Annotated in this window: 16 protein-coding genes and 1 pseudogene; 7 read left to right on the top strand and 10 right to left on the bottom strand. The window is 73.9% G+C overall.

What is annotated here, in order from left to right; genetic code table 11:
• Positions 1–368 precede the first annotated feature (368 nt).
• Positions 369–1,178 carry a polysaccharide deacetylase family protein gene (locus ABTY62_RS38605; protein ID WP_352134038.1) on the top strand — a complete coding sequence of 270 codons (810 nt, stop codon included), beginning with the start codon at positions 369–371 and terminating at the stop codon, positions 1,176–1,178.
• 4 nt (positions 1,179–1,182) lie between these two features.
• Positions 1,183–4,536: a lipopolysaccharide biosynthesis protein gene (locus tag ABTY62_RS38600; RefSeq protein ID WP_502997600.1), complete on the top strand. Its 3,354-nt coding sequence runs from the start codon at positions 1,183–1,185 to the stop codon at positions 4,534–4,536.
• Positions 4,537–4,583: 47 nt separating this feature from the next.
• Here the strand turns inward: ABTY62_RS38600 and ABTY62_RS38595 are convergent, their stop codons facing one another.
• Both ABTY62_RS38595 and ABTY62_RS38590 read right to left on the bottom strand, forming a co-directional pair.
• On the bottom strand, positions 4,584–5,369 hold the full coding sequence (locus ABTY62_RS38595) for a hypothetical protein (protein ID WP_352134037.1): 786 nt from the start codon (positions 5,367–5,369) through the stop codon (positions 4,584–4,586).
• Between the two features lie 150 nt (positions 5,370–5,519).
• Positions 5,520–6,886: pseudogene (locus tag ABTY62_RS38590) on the bottom strand (xylan 1,4-beta-xylosidase).
• Between the two features lie 199 nt (positions 6,887–7,085).
• Here ABTY62_RS38590 and ABTY62_RS38585 point away from each other — a divergent pair.
• Positions 7,086–8,198, top strand: coding sequence for a DUF5925 domain-containing protein (locus tag ABTY62_RS38585; RefSeq protein WP_352134096.1), 1,113 nt, complete (start codon positions 7,086–7,088; stop codon positions 8,196–8,198).
• Positions 8,199–8,237: 39 nt separating this feature from the next.
• On the opposite strand, the gene ddaH is transcribed toward ABTY62_RS38585, so the two are convergent.
• Positions 8,238–9,014, bottom strand: coding sequence for a dimethylargininase (gene ddaH, locus ABTY62_RS38580; protein WP_352134036.1), 777 nt, complete (start codon positions 9,012–9,014; stop codon positions 8,238–8,240).
• A gap of 108 nt (positions 9,015–9,122) precedes the next feature.
• Entirely contained in the window at positions 9,123–9,503 is a 381-nt protein-coding gene (locus ABTY62_RS38575) for a GntR family transcriptional regulator (protein ID WP_352134035.1), read from the bottom strand.
• A 150-nt stretch (positions 9,504–9,653) separates the two neighbouring features.
• Between ABTY62_RS38575 and ABTY62_RS38570 the strand changes: the two genes are divergently transcribed.
• Complete coding sequence (locus ABTY62_RS38570; RefSeq protein WP_352134034.1) at positions 9,654–10,583, top strand: GNAT family N-acetyltransferase; 930 nt, start codon at positions 9,654–9,656, stop codon at positions 10,581–10,583.
• A gap of 311 nt (positions 10,584–10,894) precedes the next feature.
• On the opposite strand, the gene ABTY62_RS38565 is transcribed toward ABTY62_RS38570, so the two are convergent.
• The 4 genes from ABTY62_RS38565 to ABTY62_RS38550 form a co-directional block, all read right to left on the bottom strand.
• Positions 10,895–11,509, bottom strand: a complete 615-nt coding sequence (locus ABTY62_RS38565; RefSeq protein ID WP_352134033.1) for a class I SAM-dependent methyltransferase — start codon at positions 11,507–11,509, stop codon at positions 10,895–10,897.
• A gap of 63 nt (positions 11,510–11,572) precedes the next feature.
• Complete coding sequence (locus ABTY62_RS38560) at positions 11,573–13,075, bottom strand: tripartite tricarboxylate transporter permease (RefSeq protein ID WP_352134032.1); 1,503 nt, start codon at positions 13,073–13,075, stop codon at positions 11,573–11,575.
• A 4-nt stretch (positions 13,076–13,079) separates the two neighbouring features.
• Positions 13,080–13,598, bottom strand: a complete 519-nt coding sequence (locus ABTY62_RS38555) for a tripartite tricarboxylate transporter TctB family protein (protein ID WP_352134095.1) — start codon at positions 13,596–13,598, stop codon at positions 13,080–13,082.
• Between the two features lie 77 nt (positions 13,599–13,675).
• On the bottom strand, positions 13,676–14,671 hold the full coding sequence (locus ABTY62_RS38550) for a Bug family tripartite tricarboxylate transporter substrate binding protein (RefSeq protein WP_352134031.1): 996 nt from the start codon (positions 14,669–14,671) through the stop codon (positions 13,676–13,678).
• A gap of 145 nt (positions 14,672–14,816) precedes the next feature.
• Here ABTY62_RS38550 and ABTY62_RS38545 point away from each other — a divergent pair, with 145 nt between their 5' ends.
• Positions 14,817–15,500, top strand: coding sequence for a response regulator (locus ABTY62_RS38545; protein WP_352134030.1), 684 nt, complete (start codon positions 14,817–14,819; stop codon positions 15,498–15,500).
• Positions 15,501–15,568: 68 nt separating this feature from the next.
• The gene (locus tag ABTY62_RS38540) at positions 15,569–16,030 is read left to right on the top strand and encodes a hypothetical protein (protein ID WP_352134029.1); all 462 of its coding nucleotides are present in this window, start codon (positions 15,569–15,571) and stop codon (positions 16,028–16,030) included.
• A gap of 64 nt (positions 16,031–16,094) precedes the next feature.
• Here the strand turns inward: ABTY62_RS38540 and ABTY62_RS38535 are convergent, their stop codons facing one another.
• Both ABTY62_RS38535 and ABTY62_RS38530 read right to left on the bottom strand, forming a co-directional pair.
• A complete protein-coding gene (locus ABTY62_RS38535; RefSeq protein WP_352134028.1) occupies positions 16,095–19,568 on the bottom strand; it encodes an AfsR/SARP family transcriptional regulator in 3,474 nt (1,157 codons plus the stop codon).
• A gap of 294 nt (positions 19,569–19,862) precedes the next feature.
• Positions 19,863–20,669, bottom strand: a complete 807-nt coding sequence (locus tag ABTY62_RS38530; RefSeq protein WP_352134027.1) for a putative protein N(5)-glutamine methyltransferase — start codon at positions 20,667–20,669, stop codon at positions 19,863–19,865.
• A gap of 243 nt (positions 20,670–20,912) precedes the next feature.
• On the opposite strand from ABTY62_RS38530, the gene ABTY62_RS38525 reads away from it, so the two are divergent.
• Positions 20,913–22,241: an MFS transporter gene (locus ABTY62_RS38525; RefSeq protein WP_352134026.1), complete on the top strand. Its 1,329-nt coding sequence runs from the start codon at positions 20,913–20,915 to the stop codon at positions 22,239–22,241.
• Positions 22,242–22,576: the final 335 nt, after the last annotated feature.

The following is a 22,576-nucleotide window of genomic DNA, read 5'->3' as shown; positions in this document are numbered from 1 at the left end:
CCCCTGCCCGGGCCGACGGCCCGGGCAGGCCGCGCGGGTCCGGTGGGCCGGACGAGCCCGGTCTGCCCGGCGGGCACAGCGGACCCGGCAGACCCGGCGCGCCAAGCGCACCCGGCGAACCGGTTGGGTCCGGCCGACCCAGCGCGCCCGGTGGACCGGGCAGGCACGGCAGGCCGCACGGGCCCGGCAGGCCGCATGGGCCCAGCCGGGCCCGTGGGGCGGCCCCGGACGACGTGGCCGACGGTCGGCTCGGGGAGTTCGCGCGTGGGCCGCGCCGGCGCCGCACGCCTGACCGCGGCGCACCCGCGCACGGCATGCGTCCGCACCACACGCGGGCGCGCGGCTCGCGCCCGCGCGGGAGGCCGGGCATGAGCGGGCGGGTGCCGATACTGATGTACCACGCCGTGGCATACGCACCCGCGCACGCGACGCGCGCGCTGTCCGTCTCGCCGCCCGCGTTCGCCGCGCAGATGGATCTGCTCGGCGCGCGCGGGTTCACGCCGATCACCTGCGAGCGGCTGGCCGCCGCCTGGCGGGGCGGGGCGGCGCTGCCGGAGCGGCCCGTGCTGATCACGTTCGACGACGGCTACGAGGGCGTGCACCGGTACGCCCTCCCCTCCCTGGCCGCGCGCGGCTTCCCGGCCACGCTGTTCGCCACGACCGGCTGGCTGCGCGGCCCGTACGACACAGGCCGCGCGCTCGACCTGATGCTCGACTGGGACCAGCTGCGCGCCCTCGCGGCCGCCGGTCTCGAGATCGGCGGGCACAGCCACACCCACCCCCAGCTCGACCAGCTGGACGACGAACGGCTGTGGTTCGAGGTGCTGCGCTGCCGGGAAATCCTCACCGACGAGCTCGGCCGCCCGCCGGTGTCCTTCGCCTATCCGTACGGCTATTCCAGCCGCCGGGTGCGCCGCACGGTGCGCGCGGCCGGGTTCGGCGTGGGGCTCGTGGTGGGGAACGATCTCGCGGCGCGCCGTCAGGGCCCGTACGCCCTGCGGCGGGTGACGATCGGCCGCGCCACGCGCATCGAGGAGTTCGAGCGGCTGGTCACCGGGCAGGCGGTCGGCCGGCGCTTCGCCCGGGACCGTGCGCTCACCAAGGGGTACGCCCTGATCCGCAGATCACGTCAGCTGTCACGCCGGCTGTCACGTCAGGTATCGGGGAAGGTGCGCTGAGCCCGTGTCCGACACGACCACCCGGGCCGAGAAGTCCACCGACCGCCCCAGCGACGACCGCGGCCAGCTGTTCCGCAACGCCTACGCGCTGATGCTGAACACCGGCATCTCGGCGGTCCTCGGCCTCGGCTTCTGGCTGGCCGCGGCCCGCTACTACTCGGAGGACGCGGTCGGCCAGGGCTCGGCGGCCATCGCCGCGATGAAGCTCCTCGCGGGACTCGCGGCGGTGACGCTCACCGGGGCGCTGGCCCGCTTCGTCCCGGTCGCCGGGCGGACGACCGGGCGGCTGGTGTTCCGTACGTACGCGGGCAGCTCGGTGGTCGTGGCGATAGCAGCGGGGATCTTCCTGCTCACGCTCGATGTGTGGGGTCCCTCGTACCGCATTCTGCACGGGCCCCTCCACGGCCTCGGCTTCATCGCGGCGGTGGTCGCCTGGTCGCTGCTGACCTTGCAGGACGGGGTGCTGACCGGGCTGCGCAGCGCGCTCTGGGTGCCGGTGGGCAACACCGTGTTCTCGGCGGCGAAGCTGCTGCTGCTCGTCGCGCTGGCCGCGGCGATCCCGGCCACCGGGGTGTTCGTGTCCTGGGTCGCCTCGATCGCGGTGTCCGTGGTGCCGCTGGGCTGGCTGGTGTTCCGGCGGCTCGTACCGCGCCACGTCGAGGCGACGCGGGGGACGGCGCGGCCCGCGGCCTACCGGGAGATGGGGCGCTTCCTCGCCGGGGACTGCACGGGGTCGCTGTTCTCGCTGGCCGTGGTCTACGCGGTGCCGGTGATCGTCGCCTCGCGGGTGAGCGCGGCCGACAACGCGTACTTCTACGTCGCCACCACCATCGGCGGCACCACGAACCTGCTCGCCGTCAACATGGGCGCGTCGCTGACCGTCGAGGGCTCGCACGACCCGGCCAGGCTGGCCGAGAACTGCCGCGCGGCGCTGCGCCGGATGGCGCGCATCATGATCCCGGTCTGTCTCGTCCTCTTCGTCTTCGCCCCGCGGATCCTCGGGGTGTTCGGGGACGGATACGCGCAGGAGGCGGCGCCGCTGCTGCGGTGGTTCGCGGTGGGGGCGGCGCTGCGGGTCGTCATCGAGGTGTACTTCGCGGTGCTGCGCGCGCAGAGCCGCACCGCGGGGCTCGCCTATCTCCAGGGCCTGCTGTGTGCGCTGGTGCTGGGGCTGACCCTGGTGCTGCTGCCGCGCATGGGGCTGACGGGGGCGGGGGTCGCCGAGATCTCCAGCCTGTCGGTGATCGCGGCCATCGCCTCGGTCAAGCTGCGCGGGGTGCTCAGGGCGCGGCCCGCGGCGGGCCACACCGCTTCCGCCCCGGAACGACCAGCCGGGGCGGGACGCGGGCACGGACGCAAGCGCGGACGCGGGCGCGGGGTGACGCCGGCGCTGTGGCTGACGCTGGGGGTGGCGCTCGCGCTGTACTGGCTGCCGGTGAGCCGTATGAGCGAGGCCGATCTGGACGGCATGGGCGGCCTCGGGCTCATCTCCGTGCTGCCGCCCGCCACGCTGCTCGGGGCGGCGCTGCTGGTGGTCGCGTTCGTCGCCGCGCTGTGCCCGGCGCGGCCGCGGCGTGCGGTGCTGGCGGTGGCGCTGGTGGCCACGGTGGTGTCGCTGCACGCCGTGCCCGCCGTGGTCGAGGGCGAGCCGCGGTTCGCGACCGCGTGGCAGCACCTCGGGTTCCTGGACTACATCGGCCGGACCGGCGAGGCGGTGCCCGACCTGGACGCGCGGTGGAGCTGGCCCGGGTTCTTCGCGGGTGTGGAGTTCCTCGCGAAGGCCGGTGGCATCGAGGACTTCACCGAGGTGCTGCGCTGGTGGCCGACGGCCCTTCAGCTCCTCTACCTCGCGCCGATGATGCTGCTGGTGCGGTCCCTGCGCGCGACCTGGCGCGCCAAGTGGACGGCGGCCTGGCTGTTCGCGCTGTGCGGGTGGGTGGGCCAGGACTACTTCTCGCCGCAGGGCTTCACCTACCTCTTCTACCTGGTCTTCGTCGCCGTCCTGCTGGTGTGGTTCCGGGAGCCGCGCGTGCTGCGCGGCAGACGGTGGCCGGGCGAGGCCGAGGTGGCCGACGCCACGCGCGGACAGCGCACCGCGCTGCTCGGCCTGCTGCTCGCGCTGTTCACGGCGTCCGTGGCGGCCCATCAGCTGACGCCGTTCATGATGCTGGGCGTGGTGACGGCGCTGGTGCTGGTGCGGCGCTCCGATCTCTACGGGCTGCCGCTGCTGGGCGGAGTGATGGTCGCGGTATGGGTCGGGTTCCTGGCCGAGCCGTACTGGTCGGGCCACTTCGCCGAGCTGTTCGGCGGGGTCGGCGGGGTGGGCGGCAATGTGTCCTCGTCCGTCTCGGGCCGTATCGAGGGCGGCAGCAGCGTGCACAAGCTGGTGCTCTACACCCGGGTGGCGCTGGCCGGCGGGGTGCTGGCCTTCGCCTGCTGGGGGGTGCTGCGGCGGCGCTCGGCCGGGTTCGCGGAGCGGTCGCTTCCGGTGCTGACCTTCGTGCCGTTCCTCGGCTTCGGCATGCAGTCGTACGGCGGCGAGATGGCGCTGCGCGTGTTCATGTTCGCGCTGCCGGGCGCGTGCGCGCTCGGGGCGCTGTCGCTGTTCCCGCGCGTCGTGTCGGCCCGCCGGGGCCTGGGCCCGGTCGCCGCCCTGATGGCGGGGCTCGTGCTGATGTTCGGCTTCCTGGTGGCCCGCTGGGGCAATGAGCCCTTCGAGCGGGTGCGGCCGGGCGAGGTCGCGGCGATGGACTACGTCTACGGCCACGACCGGCCGACCGCGCGGGTGCTGTGGCTGAGCGACGACACCGTCAACGACGTCACCCCGGCCATGCCGTGGGGGTACCGCGACATGGAGCGGGTCGGCTACCAGCCGACGCTCGCGCCGCGCGACCCCGTCCTCGTCGACGGCCTGGTCGAGGGGTTGCGCGAGGCGGGGCCGAACTCGTACCTCATGGTGGGCCGGGGCCAGTCCGTCTATCTGCGGCTGGACTCGGGCTACTCGGCCACCTGGGAGCGGCGCCTGCTGCGCTCCCTGAACCTGCGGCCCGAGCTGCGCCGGGTGGTGTCGAACGACGACGCGGTGCTGTACGAGCTGAAGCACCGGCCACCCGGCCCGGTCCCCCGCCCCGCCCCGGGCCCGGCCGGACCGCTCATCACCTGGACCCCGTGGTCCGTGCTCGGCGCGCTCTCGGCCGCCGCGCTGATCGCCCTGCTGACGGCGCGCGAGGTGGTGCGGGTCGCGGTCCGGCCGAGTGTGCGGCGGCTGCGGTGGCTCCAGGGCTCGTTCTGGTTCTCGCTGCCGCTGCTCGCCGTGCTGCTGGCGTCGCTAGGGCAGCGCTTCTGGACGATGTCCTAGCCATCTTGGCCGCCCCGGCCGCCCTGACCGGTGCCGCGTCTGCCGAGTCAGCCGTTCGGATACATCCGGGCGACCAGCTCCGTCCGCTTCATCTGCCACTGCGCGTTCATGTCGTGCACCAGGTACAGATCACGGCGCCGGGTCCACGGCTGCCCCGACTCGGGGTCGTAGGTGTCCGGCATGGTGAAGCCCTCCGGCGCGAACGCCTTCATGCCGCGGCCTTCGGTCGTCAGCACACAGCGCTTGATGTGGTCGCGCCATCCGACGACGCCCGCCGTCCCCACGCCGCCCGGGGTGGACTTCCGCTTCTCCGCGATCTGCGCCGCGACGCCGTCCGTGCTCAGATAGGTGATCGTGCCATCGGCGGCGATCACCGGGTTGATGGCGATGACCTGCGACATGTTGTACTTCTCCGTCAGGAAGTGCGCGATCTCCCACTGCGCGTACACCGGCAGCGTGCGCTTGGCCCTGACCTGGGCCACCGTGTCGGCGAGCAGTTCGTTCATCGGGCCTGGCTCGGCGAGCACCTTCGTCGGGTCGCCGCCGTTCGCGGGCGGCCGGTTGCCGAAGGCGTAGGCGATGAGGAAGTCGAACTCGCCGATCGGCGCGGTGGCGGGGGTCCAGTCGAAGCCGATGTCGTAGATCCAGGCGGCTACGGCCCGCGCCGTGTCCCGGTCCTGGAGCTCTGCTTCCAGGGAGGCCACCATGTCCCGCTTGAGGCGCTTGTCGGCCGCCGCGCTCGCCGGGCTGTCGCCACCGCTCGGCGCCGCCCCCATCAGGAACGGCGCCGCCGCGGCCGCGGAGACAGCGGAGGCAAAGGAACGTCGCTGCATTGCGTTGATCTTTCTCGCTCGTGTCATGCGAGGCGGACACGGATGTGCGGTCACGTGGTCGCCCGCGTCGAACGGCCTCAGCATGGGCGGGCGGCATGGCCCTGCGGTGAATGGCCCGGGAAGTGCTCCGTAACCACAGCCGCGCTGGTCTCAGCGCTTGAACCAGCGCACGTCGTACCCGTCCATGTCGAACGACCGCCCGTCGATCCTCGCCCGGATCGGCCGCTTCAGGGTGTTCACGACCAGCAGCGCGTCGTCGTCGGCGAGGACGACCACATTCGGCCGGTCGTCGGCGGCGATGTCCACGGACCGGAAGCGGGTGCCGGGCGGGAACTCGCGGGCGAAGCGCCCGAGCAGTTTCATCATCGGCAGCGCGCCGCCGCCGTCCGCCAGCTCGGTGCTGCGCCACAGGCAGCCGGGGCAGGTGGCGCCGGTCTCCTGCGGGTTCCAGTAGAGCGCCGCGGCCGCGCCGCCCTGGGCCAGCCGGGCCATGGCCGTGGCCTGTACGGCGAGGCGGTGCGGCTCGCTCCAGCCGCCGCGGTCGTCGTTCGCGTCGGGCGGCTCGACGTACCACTCGGCCCACCACACCGGCAGCCGCGTCGTCTCGCGCACCCAGCGCGTCACGTCCGTGAACTTGGCGGTGGCGCCGAACTCGTCCGGCAGCAGTTGGTCGCCCTCGCGGGTGTAGCTGGAGCCGTCGACCACGACGAAGTCCGCGCCCGCCTTGTGCTCGTTCCAGTACGTGATCACATCCGCGGACCGCTGGTCGAGCGAGCCCCAGTCCCCGCCGACCCCGGCGGTGCCGCCCGCTCCGCCCGGCGGGTCGCTGTCCGCGACCACGTACGGCCCGCCGACCAGATTGTGCTCGTTCTGCCTCTTCAGCTCCGCGTAGACCAGGTTGTAGAGCTTGGTGTAGCCCTCGTAGTTCCAGCGCTTCTTGTCCTCGTCGTAGAAGCCCTTCAGCTCGTTCCAGACGATGAAATGGCGCACGTCCGGATAGCGCTGGGCGACCTTGCCCGCGAGCTTCGCGAAGTCCGCGTAGTGCTCGGGGGTGGGCGCGGTCTCCAGGGCCTGCTGCGACCAGTCGGTGTCCCCCGGCCGGCCGCCCTTCATCCAGTCGGGGCGCAGCACAGGGTGAGCACGGGCGTGGCGCCGGTCCTGCGCATGAGGGCGACGCGGCGGTCGAGGTCGGCGAAGTCGTAACGGCCGGGCGAGGGCTCGGGGTTGCTCGCGCCCCAGCCCATGATGTGCTGGTTCTGCGTCAGCGGCCGCGCCGAGAGCATCTCCTCCGCGGCCCGTCTGCCCTGCTCGGTGCCGTGGTCGGCGCTGTACTGGGTGTGGGTGAAGCCCCAGCCGGGGGCCGCCGCGGCCGCCCGCTCACGCGTCGCGGCCGCGCCCCGCCGCCCGGAGCCCTCACCGGACAGGCCCGCGCAGGTGGTCAGCAGCAGCGCCAGGGCCGCCACGCCGATGCCGAGCAGTGCGGTGAGCCGCCACCGCCCGCCGCGCGATAACACCATCCGTCCCCCTGTATGACGTCCCGCGATACGACGCCCCATATCGGGTAAGAGTATCCACGAACGCCCCCATTCGGCGGGCTTCTTCGAGAACAGCTCGGTAAACGACCGTAAACCCGGGTGCGCGACGGCCGCCGGTGCTGAATCATGGCTCGGGTGTGCGCGGACCGGCGCACCGTCCCGCTCTTCCAGGAGGCAGGCCCTGCCCACCACACCCCCGGAGCAGTCGCTCCCGGTCCGGCTGACCGTCGACGACAACGACTCCCCGTCCGACATCGTGGACGCGCTCTTCCTCGGGCGGTTCGCCACCGGCGAGCAGCCGTACGCCCGCAGCCACTCCGTCGACCGGGTCAAGTCCGGCCTGACGCTGCTGCCGCCCGCCGCGAAGGTGCTGCGCGCCGCCCGGGACGACGACCGCAGCGCGACCCTCGCCGAGGGCGACGGTTGGACGCTGCTGGTGTCCCGGTGGAGCCGGGGCGCGGATGTGACCGTGACGGCCGTCTCCGACGACCTCGCGGAGAAGGTGCTGCGGCAGTCGGTCGACGGCGCGGAGGACGAGCCGGAGCCCCAGCCGGAGAACGTGACGATGGGCTTCTGGTACGTCTCCCCGCGGCGCGGCCCGCACCGCACCACGCGGCAGATCTCCGCCGGGACATGGGAGGAGATCCGGGGCAACTACACCGCACCGGTCGCCGAGGCCATGGACGGGCTGATGAAGATCACCCCGGACGACATCGCGGGCCGGCTCCTGCTGCTGCACGGCCCGCCCGGCACCGGCAAGACCTCCGCGCTGCGCACGCTGGCCCGCTCGTGGCGGGACTGGTGCCAGGTGGACTGCGTGCTCGACCCGGAGCGGCTGTTCTCGGACGTCGGCTATCTGATGGACATCGCGATCGGCGAGGACGACGGCTCGGCCAAGGGCCGGTGGCGGCTTCTGCTGCTGGAGGACTGCGACGAACTGATCCGCGGCGAGGCCAAGCACACGGCCGGTCAGGCCCTGTCCAGGCTGCTGAACCTGACGGACGGGCTGCTCGGCCAGGGGCGGAACGTACTGGTCGGGGTCACCACCAACGAGGACCTGGAGCGGCTGCACCCCGCGGTGGTCCGCCCCGGCCGCTGTCTGGCCAGGATCGAGGTGGGGCGGCTCACCCGCAGGGAGGCCGTCGACTGGCTGGGCAGGGAGTCCTGCGGCCGGGAGGACGCGGTCGCGCGGGACGGGGCGACGCTGGCCGAGCTGTTCGCGCTACGCCGGGGCACCCGGCCGACGTCGGTGCCCGCGCAGCCGGCGGACACGGACGCGGGGCTGTATCTGTAGGCCGGGGCTGTATCTGTAGGGCGGGGTCGGCTCGAGGTCTCAGGCGTACAGATCCCGCAGGCGCACCGACAGACAGGTCACACAGCCCTCCATCTTCTCGAACTCGCTGATGTCCACGGGCACCGGCTCGTACCCGAGGTCCGCGAACAGCTCGGCGCTCTTCGGCGCGCTGGCCGCCATCAGCAGCTTGCCGCCGCCGAGCAGCACGACATGCGCGCCGGACTCCTCGGGGACGGAGAGAAAGCGCGGGAACGCCCGTAGGTCGTCGACCAGCGGCGGATAGCCGATGACCGTGCCGTCGGGGAGGGCGGTGACCGCCGACTTGAGATGGAGCACCTTGCTCACCGGGACGGCCACCACCCGGGCGCCCAGCGGCTCGAAGACGGCGCGCAGCTGCCGTACGCCGCCGGCGTCGGTGCGGCCGCCGCGGCCCACGTACAGAGTGTCGCCGATCTTGAGGACGTCCCCGCCGTCCAGGGTGCCCGGCTCCCGGATCCGGTTCACCGAACACCCGAGCGCGGTCACCGCCTCCTCCACGGCGGCGGTCTCGGCGCGGCGGGAGGCGGCTCCGGGGCGGGCGATCAGCGCGACGTTCTTGTGGACGACCACGGTGTCCTCGACGAAGACGCCGTCCGGGCAGTCGTCCGCCGGCGGCACCTCCACCGGCTCCCAGCCGTGCGCGCGCAGCGCGACGACGTAGACCTCCCACTGCCGCAGCGCCAGCGCGGCGTCGACCGGCGTGCGGTCGATATGGGTGACGAGCCCTTCGGCGAGGCGAGGGCTGGGCCGCCGGACGATCGCTTTGGCGCTGGGCATGGGGACTCCATCCTGGTCCTGGTCCTGGTCGGCTGCGGGCCTCCGGCCTCCATGGTGCGGCACACGCCCGGCGGTTCGAGGCTTTGGCTGTCCGCCAGGCGCACGCCGTCACGCGTCCGCGGCGTACACCGCCCGCAGCGCCTCGTCCACGGCGGTCAGCGCGGCCGCCCGGTCCAGACCGAGCCGCCGCACCCGCTGGGCGTAGGCCGCCGCCGCGCTCGCCGCTTCGCGCGCGGCCGCGTCGCCCGCGGCGGCGACGAAGCTGCCGTGGCGGCCGCGGGTCTCGATCACCCCGTCGGACTCCAGGGTGCGGTACGCCTTGGCGACGGTGTTCGCCGCGAGCCCCAGCTCCTCGGCGAAGCCGCGTACGGTGGGCAGCTTGTAGCCCACCGGGAGGGCGCCCGAGCGGGCCTGGTCGGCGATCTGAGCGCGGATCTGTTCAAAGGGGGCCGTCGCCGAATCCGGGTCGACGGTGATCTTCAAGGCCACGGGCTGGGCTCCAGGGCGTGCGGGCGGGTTTGTCGCACCTATTGTGTGCCACGACCGGCCGGGCCGGGCGCAGCCCGACGCGAATCCCCTTTTCGGACGCCCAGAAATGGGGAGGCGGCGCGGGGCGGCGGGGCCGTACTGTGCGGCACCATGACGCTGATCGTGCGCGATTTCCGTGCCGCGGACGCCGAGGCCGCCGCCGAGGCGCGGCGCTCCGCCTTCCCGTATCTCGTGACGACACCGGAGACGGTGGCCTGGACGGTCGCCAGTGCCCCGCCCGAGCGGCAGTACCGGCTGCTGATCGCGGAGGCCGACGGACGGGTCGTCGGCTCCTGTGCGACGGGTGTGTTCCACGACGGCAGTGAGCCCGGGCAGGCGTTCGCCCAGACCGTGGTGCGCGCCGACGCGCGCGGTACGGGGGCCGGGTCCGCGCTGGTGTCGGCCGCCGAGGAGCGCCTGGCGGGGCTGGGGGCGGCCGAGGTGTCCGCCTGGACGCTGGACGAGCCGCGCTGCGTGAGCTTCGCCGAGCGGCGCGGCTACCGGCGCGGCCGCAGCTCCCGCGTCCAGCGGCTGGACCTGGCCGGCGCGGCACTGCCCCCGCTGGACCCGCAGTCCCTCCCGGGCGGTGTCGAGTTGCGCACGGCCGCCGACTTCGCCGACGACCCGCGCCCGCTGTACGAGGCGGACGCCGAATGCACGGAGGACGAGCCGGGTGACGTCAGGTTCGCCGGCCCGCCATACGCCGAGTGGCTTGCCCTCACCTGGGAACACCCGGCCCTGGACCGCGAGCTGACCTCGGTCGCCGTCGTCGACGGCGCCGTCGCCGCGTACAGCGTGGCCCACACCGACGGGCGCGGCCGCTACTGGTCGGGCATGACCGGCACGCTCCGCGCCTTCCGAGGTCGGGGGCTGGCCAAGCTCGCCAAGAACGACTCGCTGCACCGCGCCCGCGCGGCGGGCTGCGTGGAGGCGTTCGCCGGTAACGACGGGGGCAACGAGCCGATGCTCGCCGTCAACAAGTGGTTCGGCTACGCGCCGGTGGCCACGCAGTGGCGGTACGTACGGGAGCTCGCCGCGTAGGGGTTGTTTGCCCCACCCCGCCCCTTCCCGAACCAAGGTCTCCGCCCCTGGACCCCGGGGGATCCCAGGGGATCCCAGGGGATCCCAGGGGCGAAGCCCCTGCCACGGGGCGGAGCCGCAAAACGACACAGCTTCCAGCCGCTGCCCACATGCGGCTCCGCCGCGTGGGAGCTCCGGGGTCCAGCGGCGGAGCCCATCACGCGGCAAAGCCCCCGCGGCGGAGCCGCACATTGGCCGGGGCTCGACAGGGGCTGGGAAGGGGCGGGGAAGCGAGCCCGGCACGGGCGTTACGGTCCGCCGGGCGCTCCGGGTCATTCCGCGATGAGGACATAGCGCTCATCGGACACCGGGCGGCCCCATAGGGAGCTGTCGGTGGCAAGCTGCTCGACGCGCGTACGGGTCGTCAGCGGCTCGGCCAGCCGAGCGAGTTCCGCGGCGGGCAGGCCCACCGGGTCGGACTCGCCCCAGCGCCCCTCGATCAGCACCAGCCGCCCGCCCGGGCGCAGCAGCCCGGTCCAGCGGCGCAGCACCCGCTCCGGGCCGGGCAGCGCCCACAGCAGATGGCGCGCCAGGACGACGTCGAACCTCCGCTCCCCCACCGGCGGCTCGGCCGCGTCCCCGACGAGGACCGTGGCGCCCGTGCCCGCGAGCTTGGCCCGCGCGAGCTCCGCCATGCGCGGGGCCAGGTCGACGCCGGTGACCTGGTGGCCCTGCTCGGCCGCGAGCAAGGCGAGGCTGCCCGTGCCGCACCCGAGGTCGAGCACCTCGCAGGGGCGGCCGGGCAGCCAGGCGCGCAGCCGGGCGGCCCACGCGGCCCGGGTGACCGGGTCGCGCAGGCCGTGGTCCGGCTCGTCGTCGAAGTCGGCCGCGAGGGCGTCCCAGTAGGCGACGGTCGGCTGCTCGGGAATCAGGCTTTCGGAGCTCATGTCCCGAGCGTGCCATCGACCACTGACAACGCCCCGGCCTCAGGACGTCAGGGCCTCAGGACGTCAGGACGCCTTCGTCTTCGCGCGCCCGCGCAGCACCAGCCCCTTCGCCAGCGGCCAGCACAGGATCAGCGCGATGACTACGTACACAGTCACCGAGAAGGGCGTGTTGACCAGCCCCGACACGCTCCCGTCGCTGATCTGGAGGGCCCGCCGCAACTGCTGCTCGGCCGCGGGCCCGAGGATGACGCCGATCACCGCGGGCAGCACCGGCAGGCCGAAGCGCCGCATCAGCAGCCCCAGCAGACCGATGATCAGCAGGATCACGAGGTCCAGCGGCTCGCCGCCCACCGCGTACGCGCCGACCGCTGCGAAGAAGAGGATGCCCGCGTAGAGATACGGCCTCGGGACGCGCAGCAGCTTGGCCCATACGGGCGCCAGCGGGAGGTTGAGCACCAGCAGCATGACCATGGCGATGAACAGCGAGGCGATCAGCCCCCACACCAGGTCGGGTTCGCGCTCGAAGAGCAGCGGGCCGGGCTGGATGCCGTACTGCTGGAAGGCGGCCAGCATCACCGCGGCGACCGCGGTGGTGGGCAGGCCGAGGGTGAGCATCGAGACGAGCGTGCCCGCGGCGGACGCGGAGGCGGCCGACTCGGGCCCGGCGACGCCCTCGATCGCGCCCTTGCCGAACTCGTCGCGGTGCTTGGAGAGCCGCTTCTCGGTCACGTACGACAGGAAGGTGGGGATCTCCGCGCCGCCCGCCGGGATCGCGCCGAACGGGAAGCCGATCGCCGGGCCGCGCAGCCAGGGCTTCCAGGTGCGGCGCAGCTCGGCCTTGCCGAGCCAGGGGCGGCCGACCGGGATGGGCTTGTCGGGGCGGCGGCGCAGATGCATGGCCACCCACAGCGCCTCGCCGATGGCGAAGAGGCCGACCGCGACGATGACGACGTCGATGCCGTCGGCGAGATCGAGCGAGCCGAAGGTGAGCCGCTGCTGGCCGGTCATCTGGTCCAGACCCACCAGGCCGATGGTGAGCCCGATGAGGAGGGACGCGAAGCCGCGGATGCGGGAGCTGCCGAGCACGGAGGTCACGGCGATGAAGGCCAGCACCATGATGGCGAAGTAGTCGGGCGCGCCGATGTCGACGGCGAGTTCGGCGACGGTCGGGGCGAGGAAGACCAGCAGACAGGTGCCGATCATGCCGCCCGCGAAGTGGCCGATCGCGGCCGCCGCCAGGGCCTGGGCGCCGCGCCCGGAGCGGGCCATGGGATGGCCTTCCATGGCGGCGACGACGGCGGCGGTCTCGCCTGGGGTGTTGAGCAGGATGGAGGTGGTGGAACCGCCGAACATGCCGCCGTAGTAGATGCCCGCGAACATGATGAACGCGGCGGTGGGGTCGAGTCCGTAGGTGACGGGGAGCAGCAGCGCGACCGCCATGGCCGGGCCGATGCCGGGGAGCACTCCGATGGCGGTGCCGAGCAGCACGCCGATCGCGGCCCAGAGCAGGTTGACCGGGCTCAGGGCGGTGCCGAAGCCGTCGATGAGGGAGGACAGGGAGTCCATCGCGTTACAGCACCTCCATCAGCGGGCCGCCGGGCAGCGGCACCGCGAGCAGTCGGTCGAAGACGAAGAAGGTGGCGGTGGAGAGCACGGCTGCGATCAGCGGATCGCGGCGGAAGGCGCGGCTGCCGAGGGCGTAGGCCGAACCCCAGAAGAGCAGGGCGCCGGAGATGGGGAAGCCGAGCGGCTCTATGAGGAAGGCGTTGGCGAGGAAGACCCCGGCCAGGAGGAGCACGGTGCGCCAGTCGCCGGGCGCGCTCAGGTCGATGTCCTCGCCGCCCTCGGACTCGCCCTTGCCGCCGCGCAGGACGTCCACGGCCAGCAGGACGGCGACGACCAGCAGGGCGACGCCGACGACGATCGGTACGGTCTTGGGGCCGACGGGGCCGCGCTGGGCGAAGTCGGTGTCCATGGTGAGCGCGTCGGTGAGCACGAGGACGCCGATGGCCAGCAGCAGGGCGCTGACGCCGAGTTCGGAGCGGCCGCGCAGGAAGGCTCTGAGCCCGGTGCCGGGGTCTGTGTTGATAGCTGTGTTGGTGGCTGTGTTGGTGGCTGTGTTGCTGTCAGTGTCGTTGCCGGTGTCGGTGTTGGCGTGGCTGTCGGTCACAGTCCCAGCTCCTTCAGCACCGTGTCCACGCGCTTGTCCTGGGCGGTCAGGAAGCGTCCGAACTCCTCGCCCGTCATGAAGGCGTCGGTCCAGCGGTTGCGCCGCACCGCCTCCTGCCACTCCTTCGAGGCGTGCATCTTCGTGATCAGTTCGATCAGCTTGTCGCGCTCGGCGTCGGTCAGGTCGGGCGGGGCGACGATGCCGCGCCAGTTGGTGAACGTGACGTCCAGGCCGGCCTCCTCGAGCGTCGGCGCGTCGAGGCCCGGAAGGCGCTTGTCGCTGGTCACCGCCAGCACCCGCAGCTCGCCCGCCTCGATCTGGTCGAGGTACTCGCCGACGCCGGAGACGCCGAAGGCGACCTTGCCGCCGAGCACGGAGGCCAGCAGCTCGCCACCGCCGTCGTACGGGATGTAGTTGACCTTCTTCGGGGCGATCCCGGCGGCCTTGGCCATCAGCATGGGGGCCAGGTGGTCCGGCCCGCCGGGCGAGGAGCCGCCGCCGACCGGGAGTGAGCCGGGCTTCTGGCGCCAGTCCGCCACCAGCTGGCCGAAGTCGCGGTACTTGGACCCCTTGGCCACGACCACGATGTCCGGCTCCTCGGTGAGCCGGGCGATGGGCGTCGTATCGGCGAGGGTGGACGGCGCGTGGTTGGTGTGCACCGCGCCCACCACCCCCAGGCCCATGGACATCGCGAGCTTGCCGTTGCCGCGCTCGGACACCAGGCGGCTCAGCCCGACGGTGCCGCCCGCGCCGGGCAGGTTGAACACTTCGATGTTGCGGCTCAGATCGGCGTCCTCGGCGCTCTTGGCCGCCGTACGGGCCGTGATGTCATAGCCGCCACCGGGGGTGTTGGGCACCATCAGGCGCAGGCCGGGGATGTGGGTGCCGGTGGCGGAGCCGCTGCCGGTACTGAGCAACGGGGGCCCGAGGAGCACGATCAGAGCCGCAGAGAGCAGGGCGAGCGGGGTACGCAGACGCGGACTCAGACGCACGGTGACACCGCCTTTCTTTCTTCGTGGGTGTCTGTGTGAGGCGCGCCACATGTTGCCTGTGGGTTAACGCGCTGTCTCTCTTTCGGTATTAAGAGACCTTGTGGTCGTTGCGTACACGGGGAAGGCAACGGGGAAGGCGCGTCCGATGACGAGAGTGCTGGTGGTCGACGACGACTTCATGGTGGCCAAGCTGCACAGCCGCTATGTCGCGTCCCTGGACGGCTTCACGGTCGCCGGGGTGGCCCACACGGGCGCCGAGGCGCTGCGCGCCGCCGACGCGCTCCGCCCCGACCTGGTCCTGCTGGACGTCTATCTGCCGGACATGGACGGCATCAGTGTGCTGCGCCGGATGCGGGAGCGGGAGGAACACCGGCAGGTGGACGCGCTGTTCATCACCGCGGCCAAGGATCCGCACGCCGTGCGCGAGGCGCTGCGCGCGGGCGCGCTGCACTACCTCATCAAGCCGTTCGACCGCGCCGCGCTCCAGGAGCAGCTGAGACACGCCGCCGCGCTGCGGGCCCGACTCGACACGCTCGGCGAGGCCAGCCAGGAGGACGTGGACCAGATCTTCGGCACCCGCCCGCGCGGCGCCCGCTCCCGCGAGCAGCTCCCGAAGGGCCTGGCCGCCCACACCGCGAGCCTCGTCGAGCGCACGCTGCGCGGGCACGCCGAGGGGCTTTCGGCGGCGGAGTGCGCGGAGGCGGGCGCCTTCTCCCGGGTGAGCGCCCGCCGTTACCTCGAGTACTTCGCCGAGACGGGGCGCGTGGAGGTCACCCTGCGCTACGGCGGGACGGGCCGCCCGGAGCGCCGCTACCGCTGGATCGACTGACGGCGGGAGGGGAGGCCTGGGGGCATCCCGCTCCGGCAATGTGCCGCTGAGCAGCTATCTTGATGCGCATGTCGTCACAGCAGCCTTCTCCCGCGCACATACCGCCGACCGACGCCCCGGACTCGCCGGCCACCCCGGCGCCGCGCAAGGCCTCCCGGACTCTGGCCGCCGCGCTGATCGGGGGCATCCTGATCGGCGGCGCGGGCGTCGGTGTGGCCTGGGCGGTCAGCGGCGACGGCTCGTCCGCCAACGACGCGGCGGGCGACGCGCGGGACGCCTGCCGGGCGCTGAGCGGATTCGAGCCATCGGACTACGCCACGAAGGGCGCGAAGGGCGAGATCGCGTTGAACCACTTCGGCGCCGCCGGCGCGCTCTCCGCGTCGGCGGCCGCGGGCGACGCCCAGTACAAGCCGCTCGCGGAGGCCGTGCGCCTCGCCCAGAACACGCATGCCGTGACCTACGACTTCAACGACAGCCGGGTGAAGAAGAACCTCGCCAAGGCCCGCCAGATCTGCGACGACCTCGACTGACCGCGCTGCCAGGGGCCGGGCCTGGGGCCGGACCTGGGGCCGGGCCTGGGGCCCGACGGTCGGGTCAGTCCTCGCGCCGCGCGCCCGTGGCCGCGTAGATCCGCTCCGCGCGGCGCCGGGCCGCCCGGGCCCGGCCGCCGTCCCCGGCCGCCATCCCCTCCTCGCCTACGGCCAGGTCCGGCACGGCGTCCGGCACCCGGCCGATGACCTCGAGGGCCCGGGCCTCGCCCAGCCGGTGGCCCGACTCCCGCTGCACGGCCACCGCCTCGGCCGCGCAGGCGAGCGCCTCCGCGTACTGCCCTGCGGCGGCGTGGATCTCGCCGAGTTCGGTCAGGGCCTGCCCCTCGACCAGCCGGAAGCCGCTGCGCCGCGCCAGCTGCCGGGCCTCGTCCGCCCGGGCGAGCGCGGCCTCGGCGTGGCCGAGGGCGCGGTGGGCGGCGGCCAGGCCCAGCAGGCTGTCCGCCTCCGCGCGCCGGTTCTGCGCGGCGCGCGCCGCGAGCAGCGCGCGTTGATGGCTCTCGGCCGCCCGGTCGCCGCGCCCGGCGCGCCGGTGCGCCTCACCGATGGTGTTGAGGGCGTCGGACTGGATGCGGCGGTTTCCGGTGTCCATGACGAGCCGCAGCGCGCGCTCGCCGTGTTCCAGCCCCTCCTCATGGCGCCCGCACTCCAGATGGATGCGGCCGGTGACCAGGAGCGCCACCGCGTGGCCGTTGCGGTAGCCGACGGCCTCGTTGATGGCCACGGCCTCGGCGAGGACCTCCAGGCCCTCGCGCAGCCGCCCGGCCTCCCAGTACGCGATGCCGAGGTTGTCCAGGTGATTGGCCTCGTAGCGGACTCCGGCCTTGCGCCGGATGTGCAGCGCCGTCTCCAGGTCGCTCACGGCCTCCGGCAGCCGGCCCATGTCCCGGTGGACGAGACCGACGCCGATGAGCGCCAGCGCCTCCGCGTCGGTCTGCCCCAGCTCGCGCAGGATCGCCAGCGCGGCGTCGAAGTGCCGGAGCGCGTCGTCCAGTCGGGCCTGCTCCCACTCCACGTACGCCAGTCCGCCGAGGGCCGCCGCCTCGCCGGGGGACCAGCCGATGACGCGGTGCAGCTCGATGGCGCGGTTGTGGTGGAGGGCGGACTGGCCGAGGACGCCGAGGTCCCACAGGGCGAAGCCGATGTTGTAGTAGATGGCGGCCTCACCGCGCCGGTCGCCCTCGGCGACGGCGGCGTCCAGCGCGCTCTGCGCGGTGACCTGCCAGGTGCCTCGGGGCAGGCAGAGCCAGAAGTAGCCGAGCAACGCGTCCGTCAGATGCCATGACACCGCGCGCGGCCCCTGGTGTGCGGTCCGCTCGATCACGGCCAGGAGATTGGCCCGCTCGGCCTCCAGCCACACGATGGCCTCGATCTCGTCGGCGAGCCGCATCGGTGCGTGCACCCTGGGGATGCGTAACGTCTCCGAGCCCGCGGCGAACGGGGCGTACGGCCCGTCCTCGGCGTCCCCCGGGGGCGCTTCGCCCATCTCGCGCGGCAGCCTCGGGATCTGCGGATACAGGATGCGCCCCGCGGCGTCGGCGGCGAGCAGATACCACGCGTACAGCCGGTCGCGCGCTGCCGCCGACTCCCCCTGGGGGTCGTCGGATTCCAGCCGCTCCCAGGCGTACTCGCGGAGCAGGTCGTGGAATCCGTAACGGCCCTCCCCGCGCGACTCGATCAGATGCGCGCCCGCGAGGGCGGCCAGCACCTCCGCGGCCCGCTCCTCGGTGTCGTCCAGCAGCGCCGCCGCGGCCCCGGCGTCGAACTCCAGGCCCGGGACCAGGCCCAGCCGCCGGAACAGCAGCCGGGCCCGGGGGGCGATGGCCCGGTACGAAAGGTCGAGGGCGGCACGGACCGCGGACCGTTCGTCGTCCTCCAGCTCCAGCACCGCCAGCCTGCTGCCCTCCGCCAGCTCGGCCGCCAGGTCGGCGATGCGCCGGCCGGGCTCGCAGGCGAGCTGCGCGGCGGCCACGCGCAGCGCGAGCGGGAGGTAGCCGCACAGCCGGGCGAGTTCGGCCACGGCCTCCGGCTCGGCCGCCACCCGCGGCTCCCCGAGGACGGCGACCAGCAGGGCGTGCGCCTCCTCGGGGGACAGTACGTCGAGCATGAGGGGGCGCGCGCCCTCCCGCGCGACCAGGCCGCTCAGCCGGTTGCGGCTGGTCACCACGACCAGGCAGGAAGGGCCGCCGGGCAGCAGCGGGCGCACCTGCTCGGCGGAGACCGCGTCGTCCAGCAGGATCAGCATCCGCCGGTCCACCAGCAGCGACCGGTAGCGGAGGATCATCTCGTCCTCGTCGGCCGGGATCTCCTGCGGCGTCAGGCCCAGCCCGCGCAGCAGCTGCCCGAGGGCGTCGCGCGGGCGCAGCGGCCGGCGGCTGCCGTCGAAGCCCCGCAGGTCCACGTACAGCTGGCCGTGCGGGAACCGCTCCCGCACCTGGTGGCCCCAGTGCACGGCGAGCGCGGTCTTGCCCACGCCCGCGGTGCCGCCGATCGCGGAGATCACCACCGTGCCGGTGTCGGGCGCCGGGCCGTCGGGCGGGACGAGGGCGTGCAGCCGGGCGACGGCCTCGGCGCGGCCGGTGAAGCCGGGCACGGCGCGCGGCAGTTCGGCGGGGATCAGCCGCGGCCCGCTGTGGTCCTGCGGGCCGGGCGGCGCGGGGTCGGCCGAGGCGGCCTGGGGCGAGGGCTGCGCGGGCGCGGACGGTTGCGCGGGCGCGGACGGTTGCGCGGGCGCGGACGGTTGCACGGGCGCGCGCACATCGAGGTCGCCCACCAGGATCCGCTGGTACAGCGCCTGGAGCTCGGGCCCGGGGTCGACCCCCAGCTCATCGGCCAGCCGCTCGCGCGTACGCGTGTGCACCTCCAGCGCCTCGGCCTGCCGCCCGCACCGGTACAGCGTCATGATCAGCTGCCGTACGACCCGCTCGTCCAGCGGGTGGGCGGCGGCCAGGTCGCGCAGCTCGGGCAGCAGTTCGCCGTGCCGGCCCAGCCGCAGCTCCGCGTCGCCCAGCGCCAGCCGGGCCGCGATGTGCTCGCTGCCCAGCCGCTCCCGCATGTTCCAGGCCCAGTCGCCGGACAGTCCGGAGAGGGCCTCCCCACGCCACAGCCCGAGGGCCCCGCGCAGCAGCCCGGCGGCGCGCGTGGGGTCCTCCTCCATGGCCGCGGCCTCGGCGACCAGGCCGCGGAACCGGTGGAGGTCCACCAACTCGGGCGCCACCTCCAGCACATAGCCGCCGGAGCGCCGCGCCAGCCGGGCCCCGCCCGGCTCCACCGCCCCCGCTGCGCCCTCTTCCAGAGCGCGCAGCGCCGCCCGCAGCCGTGCCACGTACCCGTACAGCACGCTGCGCACGGACGCCGGGGGCTCCTCGCCCCACACCCGGTCGATCAACTGCCCTGCGGGTACGACGCGGTTGGCCTCCACCAACAGGACCGCGATCACACAGCGCTGCTTGGCGTGCCCCAGGTCGACGTGCCGGTTTCCGGTCCACGCCTCAACCGGGCCGAGGACCCGGAACTCCATATGAGCCTCTCCCCACCCTTGGTCTCTCCCCCCGCACCCTGATCTTCTCGCGAATCCGGGACGCCGCGTGCCGTGCCGTCCAAGGTTTCCTCAAGATTTCGTCCAAGTCCGATACGGCAGAGTGTTCTCAGCGGCTCCGATTGGGACCGGAGCGGCGCCTCGGGAGCCGCCGACCTGCTTGACGGGGGATGGCAGGTCGGCGGCCTCTGCACGTCGGCGCGTTGGGGGACGCGCCGACGTGCGCCTCCTCCAAGGGGTCCGACGGGGGATTCGAGAGGGCCCGGGGGACGCGGATCAGACCGTGGCGGGTCTGGTGCCGATGACCACGGTCGCGCTCAGCTCCTCGCACCCGGCGACCCGCGGCACCAGCCCGTACCGGGCGAAGGTCTCGGCGGTTCGAGGCGCCTGGCGCTCGCTGGTCTCGATCAGCAGCCGGCCGCCCGGCGCCAGCCACCGCTTGGCCTCGGCGAGCACCCGCCGCTGGACGTCCAGCCCGTCCGCGCCCCCGTCGAGCGCGACGCGCGGCTCGTGGTCGCGGGCCTCCGGGGGCAGCAGCCGGATGTCGTCGGTGGGTACGTAGGGGGCGTTGGCCACCAGGACGTCGACGCGGCCGCGCAGCGCGGCGGGCAGCGGCTCGTAGAGGTCGCCCTCGTACACCCGGCCGTCCCCGGCGGGGATGTTGCGCCGCGCGCACCGCACCGCGGCGGGCTCGATGTCGACGGCGTACAGCTCGATCGGGGAAGCGGGACCCAGCGCCGCGAGCAGCGCGGCGCCCACCGCGCCCGAGCCGCAGCACAGGTCGACGACGACGGACCCGTGCCGGGCGAGGCCGACGGCCTGGTCGACGAGGAACTCGGTGCGCCGGCGGGGCACGAAGACGCCGCGGTCCACGGCTATCCGCAGACCGTGGAACTCCGCCCAGCCGATGACGTGCTCCAGGGGCAGACCCGCCACCCGGCGGTCGACCATGGCGGCGAGTTCGTCGGGGGTGCGCGCCGTGGTGACCAGCAGCCGCGCCTCGTCCTCGGCGAAGACACAGCCGACGGCCCGGAGCCTGGTGACGATGGTGGAGAGGGGGAGGAGTGACGGTGAAACCGACATGGGAGCCTTTCGGGACGCCTGTGGGCGCTCCCGCGGTCACCTATCCCTGAGGGACCGCACGGCCGTGAGATGAGAGCACCCGACCTGACACAGCGGTAATGGGTCTCACCTCCTCGGTCGTTCGCTACTGAAGCCGCGAACACTTTACCCGAGGCGGTCGGTGGCGCAACCGGGTGCGGGCTCCCGCCCCGAGCGGGCGGCAGATGCCTTGACGGGCGGAATGTTAGCGGTAACACTCCCGTCGTGGACAAGCCTCCGAGCACGCCTCCGCTCCCCCGACCCGACGACGAGACCCCGCTGTTCAGCCGCGCCGCCGTGGTCGCGTCCTGTGTGGGCTTCATCCTGATCGGCGCGCTCCAGGCGCTCTACGGCCCGTCGATCCCCGCCTTCCGCGACGAGTTCGGCCTCTCCCCCTCCACGGCCGGTCTCGGCCTGAGCGCGCACTTCGTGGGCGGGGTCGCGGGCGTCCTCGTCTTCGACCGGCTCTTCGGCCGCGCCGCCCCCGCCGCCCCCGCCGCCCGGATCGGCAACCGCAAGCTCCTGGGCGGCTCGTATCTGCTGATGGCCCTCGGCGCGGCCGGCTTCGCCCTCGCCCCCACATGGCCCGCCGCCCTCGCCATGGCGCTGGTGGCCGGGCTGGGCTTCGGCGGCATCGACTACGGCCTGAACCAGCTCTTCGCCGTGGGCTTCGGGCGCCGCAGCACCGCCATGCTCAACATCCTCAACGCCCACTTCGGCATCGGCGCGATCCTCGGCCCGGCGCTGATCGGCCTGGTCGGGGCGGAGCACTACACCGCGATCTTCCTCGGCTTCGCCGCGCTGACCCTGCCGCTGCTGCTGTGCCTGGCCGGGGTGCGGGACGGGGCTCCCCCGCGGACGGGCGAGGCCACGGGGGCGGACGGCGCGAGCGGCGCGGCTGACGTGGCCGCGGGGCGGGCGCGGGCGCGGTCCCGCAGCCTGGCCACCGTGCTGGGCGCCTTCGTCCTGCTGTACGTCCTGCACGTGGGCATCGAGGCGGGCGTCGGCGGCTGGGAGCCCACCCACCTGGAGACCGTCGGCTACGGCGCGACCGCCGCCGCCTCCGCCACCTCCGTCTACTGGCTGATGATGACGGTCGGGCGGTTCCTGGTCGCGCCGCTCGCGCTGCGCTGGCCCGCCCGGTCCATCATCGCGGTCAGCTGCGCGGGCATGACCGCGTGCCTGCTGCTCGCCGCGGTGCCCGCGCTGGCCCCGTACGCGTACGCGGGCGTCGGCCTGTTCATCGCGCCGATCTTCCCGACCGGCCTGCCCTGGCTGAACGACGCGGCCCCGCGCGCCCGCCGGGCCGGGGCGCTGGTCATCGCGGCCTCCATGGTCGGCGGCGTGGCCGCGGGCCCGGCGCTGGGCAAGGCCATCGAGCTGTCCGGCATCCGGTCGGTGCCGCTCATCCTGGCCGCGGTGTCGGCGATCTGCCTGGCCACGACGGTATGGCTGATACGCGCCACCGCGACGCGCCGCCCGACGGACACCCTCGGGCCCTCCCCCGAACCGGCCCGCCCGGCGGACGGCGACCGGGTGGGCGAGACGTCGTAGCGCGGCGCGGACGCGCTGTGCGCGGCCGGGGGCACGCGGACGTCGGCTCCCCGGCGCCGCCCGGCCCGCCGCGCCCCACAGCGCGAGCCGCTCGGCGTCCACCCCTGGCCCTGCGGGCCCCGGACCGCAGGGCCAGGGGGTGTTCGGCGGTTCTATTCCCCTCCCCGCCCCTTCCCTCAACTGGGGCTCCGCCCCAGACCCCGGGGGCTTGAGGCGGCGCGGCGGAGCCGCGGATGGGCATTGGCCGGGAAACCGTGTCGATCTGCGGCGCCGCCGCGCGGGGGGGCGCCGCCGCGCGGGGGGGCGCCGCCGCGCGGGGGGGCGCCAGATCGGAA

The organism is Streptomyces sp. NPDC097640, from assembly GCF_040302705.1.
Classification (GTDB): Bacteria; Actinomycetota; Actinomycetes; order Streptomycetales; family Streptomycetaceae; genus Streptomyces.
The sequence above is the reverse complement of the archived record's forward strand: the minus strand, read 5'-3'. Positions and strand labels throughout refer to the sequence as shown.